This is a genomic window from Vannielia litorea (assembly GCF_018424695.1).
Lineage (GTDB): Bacteria > Pseudomonadota > Alphaproteobacteria > Rhodobacterales > Rhodobacteraceae > Vannielia > Vannielia litorea_A.
Window position 1 is genome coordinate 1 of sequence record NZ_QTNQ01000108.1, and the last position, 11,018, is coordinate 11,018.

At 68.7% G+C, this 11,018-nt stretch carries 13 protein-coding genes and 1 pseudogene; 5 read left to right on the forward strand and 9 right to left on the reverse strand.

The features are described 5' to 3' along the window. Positions 1-391 precede the first annotated feature (391 nt). The 3 genes from DYI42_RS21475 to DYI42_RS21485 form a co-directional block, all read right to left on the reverse strand. A complete protein-coding gene (locus DYI42_RS21475) occupies positions 392-889 on the reverse strand; it encodes a MarR family winged helix-turn-helix transcriptional regulator (RefSeq protein WP_213548848.1) in 498 nt (165 codons plus the stop codon). 257 nt (positions 890-1,146) lie between these two features. Then, the gene (locus DYI42_RS21480) at positions 1,147-1,422 is read right to left on the reverse strand and encodes a succinate dehydrogenase assembly factor 2 (protein ID WP_244868069.1); all 276 of its coding nucleotides are present in this window, start codon (positions 1,420-1,422) and stop codon (positions 1,147-1,149) included. Continuing rightward, complete coding sequence (locus DYI42_RS21485; protein WP_213548850.1) at positions 1,419-1,826, reverse strand: helix-turn-helix domain-containing protein; 408 nt, start codon at positions 1,824-1,826, stop codon at positions 1,419-1,421. Before DYI42_RS21485 ends, DYI42_RS21480 begins: the two co-directional genes overlap by 4 nt. 96 nt (positions 1,827-1,922) lie before the next feature. On the opposite strand from DYI42_RS21485, the gene DYI42_RS21490 reads away from it, so the two are divergent. The 4 genes and pseudogenes from DYI42_RS21490 (at position 1,923) to DYI42_RS21505 (ending at position 4,133) form a co-directional block, all read left to right on the forward strand. Next, entirely contained in the window at positions 1,923-3,125 is a 1,203-nt protein-coding gene (locus DYI42_RS21490) for a pyridoxal phosphate-dependent aminotransferase (protein ID WP_213548852.1), read from the forward strand. 13 nt (positions 3,126-3,138) lie between these two features. Continuing rightward, a pseudogene (locus DYI42_RS24750) lies at positions 3,139-3,342 on the forward strand (ATPase, T2SS/T4P/T4SS family); the annotation flags it as partial. 142 nt (positions 3,343-3,484) lie between these two features. After that, positions 3,485-3,898 carry a hypothetical protein gene (locus tag DYI42_RS21500; RefSeq protein ID WP_213548854.1) on the forward strand — a complete coding sequence of 138 codons (414 nt, stop codon included), beginning with the start codon at positions 3,485-3,487 and terminating at the stop codon, positions 3,896-3,898. 79 nt (positions 3,899-3,977) lie between these two features. After that, on the forward strand, positions 3,978-4,133 hold the full coding sequence (locus DYI42_RS21505) for a hypothetical protein (protein WP_213548856.1): 156 nt from the start codon (positions 3,978-3,980) through the stop codon (positions 4,131-4,133). A 118-nt stretch (positions 4,134-4,251) separates the two neighbouring features. Here DYI42_RS21505 and DYI42_RS21510 read toward each other — a convergent pair whose 3' ends face one another. The 4 genes from DYI42_RS21510 to DYI42_RS21525 form a co-directional block, all read right to left on the reverse strand. Then, complete coding sequence (locus DYI42_RS21510; RefSeq protein ID WP_213548858.1) at positions 4,252-4,512, reverse strand: YjhX family toxin; 261 nt, start codon at positions 4,510-4,512, stop codon at positions 4,252-4,254. 239 nt (positions 4,513-4,751) lie between these two features. Next, entirely contained in the window at positions 4,752-5,672 is a 921-nt protein-coding gene (locus DYI42_RS21515) for a DUF4123 domain-containing protein (RefSeq protein WP_213548860.1), read from the reverse strand. A 68-nt stretch (positions 5,673-5,740) separates the two neighbouring features. Next, entirely contained in the window at positions 5,741-7,129 is a 1,389-nt protein-coding gene (locus DYI42_RS21520; protein WP_213548862.1) for an MATE family efflux transporter, read from the reverse strand. Positions 7,130-7,252: 123 nt separating this feature from the next. Further along, a complete protein-coding gene (locus tag DYI42_RS21525; protein ID WP_213548864.1) occupies positions 7,253-7,657 on the reverse strand; it encodes a helix-turn-helix domain-containing protein in 405 nt (134 codons plus the stop codon). A gap of 69 nt (positions 7,658-7,726) precedes the next feature. On the opposite strand from DYI42_RS21525, the gene DYI42_RS21530 reads away from it, so the two are divergent. After that, a complete protein-coding gene (locus DYI42_RS21530) occupies positions 7,727-9,139 on the forward strand; it encodes an MFS transporter (RefSeq protein WP_213548866.1) in 1,413 nt (470 codons plus the stop codon). A gap of 13 nt (positions 9,140-9,152) precedes the next feature. Here DYI42_RS21530 and DYI42_RS21535 read toward each other — a convergent pair whose 3' ends face one another. Continuing rightward, the gene (locus DYI42_RS21535) at positions 9,153-10,166 is read right to left on the reverse strand and encodes a nickel/cobalt transporter (protein WP_213548868.1); all 1,014 of its coding nucleotides are present in this window, start codon (positions 10,164-10,166) and stop codon (positions 9,153-9,155) included. Further along, positions 10,148-10,807, reverse strand: a complete 660-nt coding sequence (locus DYI42_RS21540) for a DUF1007 family protein (RefSeq protein ID WP_213548871.1) — start codon at positions 10,805-10,807, stop codon at positions 10,148-10,150. The genes DYI42_RS21535 and DYI42_RS21540 overlap by 19 nt, the downstream gene beginning before the upstream one ends. Positions 10,808-11,018: the final 211 nt, after the last annotated feature.

An 11,018-nucleotide genomic window follows, 5' to 3' on the forward strand; every position in this document is an offset into this window, starting at 1 on the left:
CGCCCGCCAAGAGCCATGGCCGGACAAGTGCTGAACACTCCAGCCCCATGGGGCTCTCGGTGGCCTCGCTACGCTCGGGGGCTGCCGCTGGCCGCTGCGCGGCGCGGCTCTTGCCGGGCGCGTAGCGCGGTGCCTTGCCTGCAAAGCGTCAACCGGTTCGGCGTGGCGTTGGCCTCGCTGCGCTCGGCCCGTGTCCACGGGCCGCGCTGTGAGCGGCGGACAGGTAACACAGCAAAAAGGCCGCCCCCTTTCGGGGAACAGCCCCCTGCCCGGCGGGTTCACGGCCTGCCTATGGCGTTTCGCCTTCAACCTCAGACATCGCGCATCGCCAGTTCTGTTGCGCAAAAGGCGAACGGCAGCGTATAGCGATTCAGGCCGCAGGCGACATGCTTCAGTAGATGTAGCGGATCTGGTCGCCCCAGTAGCGCTCCATCCGGCGGAGCGCGGCGGTGATCACTTCCAGCCCGTCCATGTCGATGGCGCCGCTGGTCTGGAGCCCCTCCGCGTGGCGCTCGAAGAGCTCTGCCACCAGATCGCGGATATGGCGGCCCCGTTCGGTCAGTCGCACCCGCACCGAGCGGCGATCAATCTCGCAGCGCTGGTGGTGCATGTAGCCCAGTTCGACCAGCTTCTTGAGGTTGTAGCTGACGTTGGAGCCCTGGTAGTAGCCACGCGTCTTCAACTCGCCGGCTGTCACCTCGTGGTCGCCCACGTTGAACAGCAGAAGCGCCTGCACTGCGTTGATCTCCAGCACGCCGACACGCTCGAACTCGTCCTTGATGACATCGAGCAGAAGCCGATGGAGCCGCTCCACCAGCGCCAGCGTCTCGAGATAGCCGCCCATGAAGCCCTGCCTCAGGCTGGGAGCGACGGGGGAATGGATGCTCATGGGCACCTCCGCCAGTTCTTGTCTGGCACCCCCATAGCGCGCGAAACCCTTAGAACTCGTTAAGTCCCGACAATTTTTCCGCAGATCATCTTTGTTTGCGCCACAAACTTCGCGCAGTTTTCGCCTCGGCCTGCAAGGTGGCGCGCCCGCTGCGCACCCGTGCAAAGAGGTGTCGGGCCGCAAGCTCAAAGCGCGCCTCCGGCGTATTCCTAAGCACGCCCCTCCGGCATCACTCTAAACACGCCTCCGGCATCACCTCATACACGCGCCTCTGGCGCGATCCGCCGCAGCATCGCAACGTGATGCTCAGGCGCAGGCGCCAGCCCGGTGACCCAGCGCAACAGGTCCTGGTCGGCCTCTTCCATCAGCGCCTCGAAAGCGTCCAGATCTTCATCGGAAAGCCCGGCCATCTCGCTATCGGCAAATCCGCCCAACAGCAGGTCCATCTCCTTGATGCCCCGCCGCCATGCCCGGATCTTCAACCGTTTCAGCCGCACCTCGCGGCTTTCGCCCGCGTGCACTCCGCCACTCAAGTCGAGGCCTCCAGTGCCGCCTCCAGCCGGGCCTCCAGCCGCTCCAGCCGCTGCGCCTGCAGAGTCATCTCGCCCCGCACGGCGCGGATCTCGGCCAGCAGCCCGGCAAGCTCGGCAGGCGCGGTCGCGGGCACCACGCCCTCGGGCAGCGGCGCCTCGATCCCCGGGCCTTCGCCCGACAGCAGCCAGCGCATCGACACACCGAGCATCCCCGCCAGCATCTGCAACTTGTTGGCGCGCGGCTCGCTGGCGTCGTTCTCCCACTGCTTCACCGTCTTGGTCTTCACCCCCAGCCGATCGGCCAGCTCCTTCTGGCTCCAGCCCAGCGCGTCCCGCGCCCCGGCCACGCGATCCCCGAAGGTCGCCGTCTCGGCGTCAAACCAGCTGCCGCTCTCGCTTTCCATGTCCCGTCCTCTCCTGTCCGGGCCGTATTGGCGCTTGAACGCGCATCCGCCCGGGCCTACTACTCGGCCCCGTCCGAACTCAGACCGGAGCCCAAAATGGCCTTCCTCTCCGACACGCTCTCGCGCGTGAAGCCCTCGCCCACCATCGCCGTCTCCAACCTCGCCGCCGAGCTGAAGGCCGCCGGCAAGGACGTGATCGGCCTCGGCGCGGGGGAGCCCGATTTCGATACGCCCGACAACATCAAGCAGGCGGGCATCAAGGCTATAACAGAGGGCAAGACCAAATATACAGCCGTAGACGGCATTCCAGAGCTGAAAGCGGCAATCTGCGCCAAGCTGAAGCGCGACAACGGGCTGAGCTACGAGCCCGCGCAGGTGTCGGTCGGCACCGGCGGCAAGCAGATTCTCTACAACGCCCTGATGGCCACGCTGAACCCCGGTGACGAGGTGGTGATTCCCGCGCCCTACTGGGTCTCCTACCCCGACATGACCCTGCTCGCAGGCGGCACGCCCGTTGTGGCCGAAGCCAAGGCCGAGAACGCCTACAAGCTGACGCCCGCAGAGCTTGAGGCCGCGATCACCCCCAAGACCAAGTGGCTGATCTTCAATTCCCCCTCCAACCCCACCGGCGCGGGCTACACATGGGACGAGCTGAAGGCGCTGACGGATGTGCTCCTTAAGCACCCCCACGTCTGGGTGATGACCGACGACATGTATGAACACCTCGTCTACGACGACTTCGAGTTCTGCACCCCCGCCCAGGTCGAGCCGCAACTCTACGACCGCACCCTCACCGTGAACGGCGTGTCGAAAGCCTACGCGATGACCGGCTGGCGCATCGGCTATGCCGCAGGCCCGAAAGAGCTGATCGCGGCGATGCGCAAGATCCAGAGCCAGAGCACCTCCAACCCCTGCTCGGTGTCCCAATGGGCCGCCGTCGAGGCGCTGAACGGCGCGCAGGACTTCATCCCGGTGAACAACGAAACCTTCAAGCGCCGCCGTGATCTGGTGGTGGAGATGCTGAACGCCGCCGAAGGCATCACCTGCGCCACCCCGGAAGGCGCCTTCTACGTCTACCCCGACGTGTCAGGCTGCATCGGCAAGACGACCGAAGGCGGCAAGACGATCTCCAACGACGAGGAGTTCTGCACCGCCCTGCTGGAAGAAAAAGGCGTCGCCGCCGTCTTCGGCGCGGCCTTCGGCCTCTCGCCCAACTTCCGCGTCAGCTACGCCACCTCCGACGAGAACCTGAAAGAAGCCTGCACCCGCATACAGGCCTTCTGCGCCGGGCTGAAGTAACCGCCCCCGCACCCTGACACCAAAAGGCCCGGCCCCACCGCCGGGCCTTTTTCGTAGGGCGGGACTTGTCCCGCCATCCTCCCCTGGCGGCCCCTGCCTGCTCTCCGAGTCCACGGACACGGGCAAGGCGACGACGTTCTACACCATCTTGCGCCAGTTCGACGTTGGGCGGCGCAAAGTGATCACCGTGGAAGACCCGATCGAATGTGAACAGCCGGGCCTCGCCCTTCACCACGCTCACCCCGTCTGCCGGGTAGGTGATGACCTCGGAGTTCGCCCCGGCGGCATCGAAGCTCCCCATCTGGCGCCGTGCCTCTCCCCCTGCTATCCCTTTGCAAACGAACGGGGACATGAGGCCGATGGCAGGCGAACTACCGGACTATTACTTCCGCGTGCGCGAAAACGGGGCGGTGGCCTTCCGGGTCGATACCGAAAACCGCCAGCGCCGCATCGAGATGGATCAGATCGCCGTGATCAACATCCGCAACGGCGAGGTAAAGCCGCACGGCGACCGAAAGCTCACCGAGGAAGACGTGGCCGCCATCACCGAGTGGATGACCGAGCGCACCGCCCTTCTGGCCCGGCGCGACATCGACGACATCCACCGCGCGGTGGATTACCTCAACATCACCACGCAATGGGTGCAGTCCAAGGCCGAGGAGGACCAGCTCGAAGAGGTCACCGACGCGCTGCTGCTGGCGATGCACGATCTGCGCTCCGTGCTGGTGCGCAAGAAGGCCGATCGGCTGATGCGGGCCAAGGGCGAGGGCTGAGGGCGCGGGCGGTTGCCTGCCCTCCGATTTGCTGCCAATCTGCGCCCGCGCATCGTTAATCAATTTGAAAGGGACACCCATGATCCGCAAGACGCTGCCCCTCCTCCTGGTCCTGGGCCTCGCTGCCTGCGTGCAGCCGGCACCCGAAGCCGATCCGGAACCCGTGATCGACGAAAACGGGGTCGAGGCTCTGCCGACCGACGACGTCATCACCGAGGACGAGCTGCTCTCGTAAGCGCCGCCTCTCCAAAACGACAAACCGGGCGGCGGGCATCCGGCCTGCCGCCCGGTCGCGTTCCGGCCCTCGGGCCACCCTTCAGGCCGACCTTTGGGCCGCCCCTCAGGCCGCCCCCTCAGGCCGCATTGTCAGGCTGTGCCCGCACCGCCCTGCGCCCTTTCAGCGATATCCGGTAGGGCGCGCCGTTCCGGCTCTCGATCAGCCGCCGCCTTCTGAGCCGGGTGAAGAGCCGCAGGCCGACCCCCTCCAGCACCAGCCCGTCATGGGTAAAACAGGTCACGCCCGTGACCTTGCCATTCGCACCGCGCTCATGGCGAATGCAGCCGCCCCGGGCCAGCACATGCAGCGCCCGCTGTTCGTCTCTTGAAATGTTCATCGAAGTCTCTGGATTGCACGACAGAAGGCTCAAGCCCTCCCGGGGCCTGTCCCGTCTCTCAGCTGCCACCCCACCGGGGCGGCCACCTCACGCAATCTCTGACATCAAGTCTCCATGGCCCGAACGCCGGGCCTGACCCGACAATGCCCCAGCAATCCCGCACAGGCAACCCGGCGCGCCCAACCCGCTGCGATGAGCGGCCGCGCCGCCAGGCAAGGCCCCGAAGAGCAGCGCCCGCCCTACTTCGCGAAGCCCAGCTCCATCTCCGCCCGCCAAAGCCGCTCCTCGGCGCTGGCATCGGCCATCTTCAGCGCCTCCAGCACCTTCTCGTGGCCCTCCGCATGCTCGAAGCGGCAGCCCCAGCGCTTGTCGAGGTGGATGAACTCCCAGATCTGGTCCAGCGTCATGCAGCCGTAGCTCTCGGCGCGGTCATAGGCATCCACCACCCGCGCCTCGCGCTCCTCTGCCGTGCGCTCGGGCATGTCAGGGCCAAGCTCGTGCACCGCGCGGCGACGCAGCCCCCGGCCATGCACGCCCGCCAGCTCGTCATATTGCTCCGACTTCAGCCTGAGCCGGCCGAACTCCGGCGGCGCGTTGTGGCTGGGGTTTTGCGTGTGCGTCACCTCGGCCCCCGGCGGCTGCATTGCGACAGACAGCGCGGCGCCAAAAAGCTGCCCGCGCTGGGTGTCATCCAGCACCGGAATCAGCAGCGACATCACATGCGGGTCGCCATGGCGAAACAGCACCGTCTCCCAGCCCGCACCCCTGTCGACCGCGCCCACCTGCCGCCGGCCCACGATGGGCTCGGCCCGGTTGGCCGGGATCTCCACCAGGTTCAGGCGCCGCAGATGGGCAAAAATGTTGTCGGCGCTCTTCTCGCCCTGATCGGGCCAGTCCCACCAGACCACGGCAGGCACCCCCGCGCAGACATCCGTCACCTGCTCCACGGCAAAGAGGTTGGGACAGGCCACAAGGTGCGGCCCACGGCCCAGCGCGGGCAGGTCGATCTCGTCGGTGAAGAGCGGAATCGCCTTCAGCCCCACGTCGCGGATTCGCCCCGGAAGGTCGTCAAAATGCGCGCCGTCGATCACCGCGAAGATCTTGCCCGGAAGGCGGCGCAGCAGGCTGCCCAACTGGTCTTTCGGTGCGCTGTCACTCATCACGGGCATCTCCTGCTCTAGATCGCCTGCATGCCTAGCACCACGCGCCCGGGCGGGGAAGGGCGTGCTCAGGCGGCAGCCTCTCCGCCCGGGGCGAGGGCCGCGCCAATCCGCACCGACCGGCCCCAGAACCGCCAGAGCAGCAGGATGCCGGCCACCGCCAGCCCCATGGCAAGGCCAAACCACACGCCCATGCCGCCCCAACCCAGCGGAAAGCCGAAGCCCCAGGCCAGCGGCGCGCCCACACCCCAGTAGGAGACGGCGGCAATCCACATCGGCACCCTGATGTCCTGCACCCCGCGCAGCAGGCCCATCGCCGTCACCTGCGCCCCGTCGAAAAGCTGGAACAGGGCCGCCATCGCCATCAGTCCGATGCCGGTGGCGATGATCGCCTCGCGCGCAGGCTCGTTCGGGTCCACGAACAGACCCACGAGGAAGGCCGGGAAGACGAGATAGGCCACCAGCGTTGCCAGCGCCCAGGCCACCGACAGCGCGATCGACACCGCCGCCCCACGCCGCAGCCCCGGCTCGTCGACCCGGCCAAAGGCCTTGCCCGCGCGGATCGTGGCCGCATTGCTGAGGCCAAGGTGCACCATGAAGGTCGCGCTGGCGATCTGGATGGCGATGCCGTGGGCCGCAAGCGCGATGGTGCCAATCCAGCCCATCAGCAGCGAGGAGAAGGCAAAGAGCCCCACCTCCGCCAGCAGCGTCAGCCCAATCGGCCAGCCCAGCGCAAAGACCTGCCGCAGGGCGTCGCCGTCGCCCCGCCACAGCCGGTGGAAGATGCCGTGCTCGGGGAGGATCCGGCGCGCGTAGAGCGCCAGCAGCGCCACCGAAAGCAAGTGCCCGGTCAGCGAGGCCCAGGCCGCACCCTTCAGCCCCAGTTCCGGCGCGCCAAGGTTGCCGAAGATCAGCACCCAGTTCAGGAAGACGTTCACGACGGCGGCGATCACCGCGATCCAGAGCAGCACCTGCGTGCGCTCCAGCGCCGAAAGGTAGCTCTTCAGCACCATGGTCAGCAGCGCAGGCAGAAGCGCCACGCCCGCGATCCGCAGGTAGCCCTGGGCCATGGCCGAAAGCTCCGGGTCCTGCCCCATGGCCACCAGGATCGGGCCGGAGAACCAGAAGGCGGGCTGGAAGGCGGCCCAGGCAAAGGCCGAGAGCCAGAAGCCCATCCGCGTGACCCGGCGCAACCGCACCACGCCCTCCTCGCCCCGCTCGCTGGCCTCGGCCACCATCGGCAGCACCGCCTGGCTGAAGCCGATGGAGAAGATGAAGGCCACGATCCAGAAGGTGCCCGCCAGCACCATCGCCGCGAGCCCGGGGATGGAATACCACCCCATCATCAGCGTGTCGGTGATCTGGATCGCCATCTGCGCCAGATGCCCGCCCACGAGGGGCAGCCCGAGGAGCAGAATCGCCTTGGCGTGCCCCGCATATGTCATCTGATCGCGCATGGCTCCTGCTAGGCCTTCGGCCCGCGCGGGGCAAGCCCATGCTGTCAGCAGAGAACCGCTCGCCCGAGTCCCACCCGGCACGGGGGCCGCTCTTCGGCGCCTCCGGCCCCTCATCGCATCGGCTCAGCCCCGGCCCGCCTTCTGCGCCGCAAACTCCATCAGCCGCCGGAACTTGGGGCAATCCATATGGCTCGCCGCCTTGCAATCGGCCACATGGCGCAGCGCCTCGCTGAGGCGGGTCAGCCCGCGGATCTGCTCATCCAGCGCATCGGCCCGCTGGCGCAGCTCCGCGCGCGGCAGCTCGGGCGTGCCGTCCCGGGCAAACATCGCGCCAATCTCGCCCAGCGAGAACCCCGCCATCTTGCCCAGCCCGATCAGCGCAAGCTGGGTGGCCACCGGCGCATCATACTGCCGCCGCAGCCCCTTGCGCCCGACCGGGCGGATCAGCCCGATCTCCTCGTAATAGCGCAGGGTCGAGGGCGGCAGCCCGGTGCGCTCGGCAAGTTCTCCGATATCGAGCAGTTTCATGTCTTGACCTCAAGCTGGCTTGAAGTGGCAGCTTACCGGCTCCCTGATCTCCAGCCAAGAGAGAGTCGCATGTCGCGCCCAAACACCCGCCCCCTGCTCGCCGCCCTCGCGGCGGCCACCCTCACCGCCTCCCTCGGCATCTCCACGGCCTCGGTCCTGCTGCCAGACCTCGCCCGCGCCTTCGCGGCCCCGATGCCGCAGGTGCAATGGGTGGTGCTCGCCTATCTCCCCGCCATCACCGTCGCCGTCGTCTCCGCCGGGCGGCTGGGAGACATCTTCGGCCCCCGCCGCGTGCTGCTCAGCGGCCTCGCCCTGTTCACTCTCGCCTCCATCGCCGCGGCCCTCGCGCCCTCCCTGCCGTCGCTCGTCGCGGCCCGGGCGGTGCAGGGCGGCGCGGGGGCGGTGATGATCGCCCTGCCTATGTCGCTCGCCCGCAACCGCCTGCCGGAAGGGCGGCTCGGCACCGCGATGGGTCTGCTCGGCACCACCTCCGCCATCGGCACGGCGCTGGGGCCGTCCATGGGCGGGCTGCTGCTGGCATGGGCCGACTGGCGTGCCGCCTTCTGGCTGCTGGCCGCCACCGCCCTTGCCAGCCTCGCCATGGCCCTTTCCACCATTCCGGCCAGCCCGCGTGCGCACCGCGCCACATGGGCGGGAACATGGGCAAGCCTCGACGCGCCCGGCACCCTGCTGCTGATCCTCACGCTCACCGCCTATGCGCTCGCCACCAGCGGCACCGCCCTGCCCGCCCGGCTTCCGCCCGGCCTGCTGCTGGCCACGGCCCTCGGCGCGGGCGCGCTCTTCGTGCTGGCCGAACGCCGCGCCCGCGCGCCCCTGCTGCCGCTCGCGTTGCTGCGCAGCCGGGCCACCGGAACCGGGCTGGCGATGAACACCGCGGTCGGCACCATCATGATGTCCACCCTCGTCGTCGGCCCCTTCTACCTCGCCTTCGCCCTCGGCCTCGGCCCCGCCCAGACAGGGCTGGTGCTCGCCACCGGCCCCTTCGTGGCCGCCCTCACGGGCCTGCCCGCCGGGTGGCTGACCGACCGGCTCGGCGCGGCCCGCACCATGCAGATCGGCCTCGCCCAGACGGTGCTGGGGCTGGTCGCCCTCGCCCTGCTACCCCGCGCCCTCGGCACCCCGGGTTACGTGCTGGCGCTCACCCTGCTCACCCCGGCCTTCCAGCTCTTTCTGGCAGGCAACAACACCGCCGTGCTGGCTGCCGCGCCCGAGGCCGACCGCGGGCGCATCTCGGGCCTGCTCGCCCTCTCGCGCAACCTCGGCCTGATGACAGGGGCCTCCGCCATGCCCGCGCTCTTCGTGATCTTTCAGGGCACGCCCGATCCGGCACAGGCCGCGCCAGAGGCCATCGCCCGCGCCTTCAGCCTGACCTTCCTCGCCGCCGCAGGGCTGGCGCTGGCCACGCTCGTGCTCGCGCTGACCCGCCGCCCGCAGACAGGCCACGCCGATGCCCCAAGCTGACAGGAAAGCTCTCTTAGAGCGCGCGCAACAGCAATTGCCCCGCGACCAACACCACAACAGCTCCGGCCGCCAGCTCCAGCACCGGCCCGGCAACCCGAAGCGCCCCACCGCGCCCTTCGAGCGCGCTCCACGTGCCCTCGCGCAGGGTCACGGCCATGATGGCCACGGCGATGGTCACCAGCGCCGTACCCAGCCCCATCGCAAAGGCCCCGGCCACGCCCGCACCCGAGAGCCCCAGGCGCCAGGTGATGACCAGCAAGAAAAGCGCGCCAGTGCAGGGCCGAATCGCGATGCCCGCGATCAGCAACAGGACATCCCGCAGGCTGCCCGCCTGCTCCACCTGCGCCAGCGTCGGCCCGTGGGCATGGCCGCAGGTCTCGCACACCGCCCAGTCGTCCGTGTGGTCGTGAGGGTGATGATCGTGGCCATGGTCATGGTCATGATCATGATGGTGATGGTGATGGTGATGGTGCCCATGGCCCCCACGATGCGCATGAGGCCCATCCGCATGCGCCTCGCCGTCCACGGCCCGCGCCCGGCGCAGCAGCCCGCGCACCCCGCGCCAGGCCAGCCAGAGCCCGATCAGCGCAATCGCCCCGTAACTCGCCGGGGCCAGCACGTCCTCGGTCAGGCCCTCCACCCGGTCGCCGCCCCAGCCCAGCACCGCGATCGCGCCGTAAACCAGCGCCACCGCTGCGCCCGCCTGTGCCAGAGACGAGAGCAGGGCAATCACCGAGAGTTTCACCAGCGGCACGCGCCGCCCCAGCCCGTAGCCGCCGATCAGCACCTTGCCGTGCCCCGGCCCGGCGGCATGCACCACGCCATAGGCAAACGATAGCCCGATCAGCCCCCAGATCGCCGCTGGCTGCCCGCCCTTCAGCGCCCGGATCGCCCCGGCCATGCTGCCCTGAAATTCCCTCTGCGCAGCCGAAGCCCAGCGCCCAAGCACGTCCACCGCGCCGCTCGCCCAAAGCCCCGCCAGCGCAATCGCCAGCAGAACGGCAACGCCTACGAGCCAGCGTCGCACGCCACCCGGACTTCCTGCGCAAACATGTCGCCCACCGGCGGAAACTCGGCCTCGTCCAGCCCCTGCGCCTGCGCGCTGCCCTGCAGCTCATCCAGCGCCGCCTGAAGCTGCTCGGCAGCGGCGTCGAAATCGGGCACCCAAAGCTCGGCGCGGCAGCCCTCGCGGCCCGTCAAAACCGTGTCGGATGTGACCTCATAGGCGCTGTAATAGCTCTCGTCATAGGGCGAGAGCACCACCACGCCCTCCGGGTTCACCGGCTCGGCGAGGCGGCGCAGGTGAATGGAGAAAACCATGCCATCGGCAAACCCCGCCCCGATCTCCTCGGGCGGGCCAAGCGGCACCTTCACGCCGTCGACCGTGAGGTGCGTATCCCCCTCGAAGCCCTCGGGCCAGCCCATGTCAAAGCCCTTCAGCGCTTCCAGCTCCGCCTCGGTGGCCTCGCCGTCGTAATCGCTGTCAACGCCGCGCTCCTCGGTGATGTAAAGCGAGGTCAGCTCATCGTAGCGCCAGTGCACCCGCACCGCCTCGATCAATCCGGCCTCGTCAAACAGCACCTCGAAGCCGGTTTCGACAAAAACATGCGGATGCGCCGAAAGGGCGCCCGGGGCGGCAAGAGCCATGGCTGTGAGAAGGTGCTTCATGGCGCCGAAGCTACAGCCGGTCGCCCCGGCCTCAAGCGCCTCCGCGCGCCCCTCGGCAAGATGTGACCAGCCCCGCAGGGCGGGACCTATCCCGCCATGCCATGCCGATGAGGCGCAGCCGAAGAGCCCCCCCGCCGAGGCGCAGCCGAGGCCCTGAATCCACACCCGAGGCGCAGCCGAGGCCGCTCAAAGCCGCACCACCCCTCACCCC

Coding starts and splice junctions, on each gene's coding strand:
- DYI42_RS21475 (WP_213548848.1), bottom strand. CDS start 889: ATGAGCATCCATTCCCCCGTCGCTCCCAGCCTGAGGCAGGGCTTCATG.
- DYI42_RS21485 (WP_213548850.1), bottom strand. CDS start 1,826: ATGGAAAGCGAGAGCGGCAGCTGGTTTGACGCCGAGACGGCGACCTTC.
- DYI42_RS21490 (WP_213548852.1), top strand. CDS start 1,923: ATGGCCTTCCTCTCCGACACGCTCTCGCGCGTGAAGCCCTCGCCCACC.
- DYI42_RS21500 (WP_213548854.1), top strand. CDS start 3,485: ATGGCAGGCGAACTACCGGACTATTACTTCCGCGTGCGCGAAAACGGG.
- DYI42_RS21505 (WP_213548856.1), top strand. CDS start 3,978: ATGATCCGCAAGACGCTGCCCCTCCTCCTGGTCCTGGGCCTCGCTGCC.
- DYI42_RS21510 (WP_213548858.1), bottom strand. CDS start 4,512: ATGAACATTTCAAGAGACGAACAGCGGGCGCTGCATGTGCTGGCCCGG.
- DYI42_RS21515 (WP_213548860.1), bottom strand. CDS start 5,672: ATGAGTGACAGCGCACCGAAAGACCAGTTGGGCAGCCTGCTGCGCCGC.
- DYI42_RS21520 (WP_213548862.1), bottom strand. CDS start 7,129: ATGCGCGATCAGATGACATATGCGGGGCACGCCAAGGCGATTCTGCTC.
- DYI42_RS21525 (WP_213548864.1), bottom strand. CDS start 7,657: ATGAAACTGCTCGATATCGGAGAACTTGCCGAGCGCACCGGGCTGCCG.
- DYI42_RS21530 (WP_213548866.1), top strand. CDS start 7,727: ATGTCGCGCCCAAACACCCGCCCCCTGCTCGCCGCCCTCGCGGCGGCC.
- DYI42_RS21540 (WP_213548871.1), bottom strand. CDS start 10,807: ATGAAGCACCTTCTCACAGCCATGGCTCTTGCCGCCCCGGGCGCCCTT.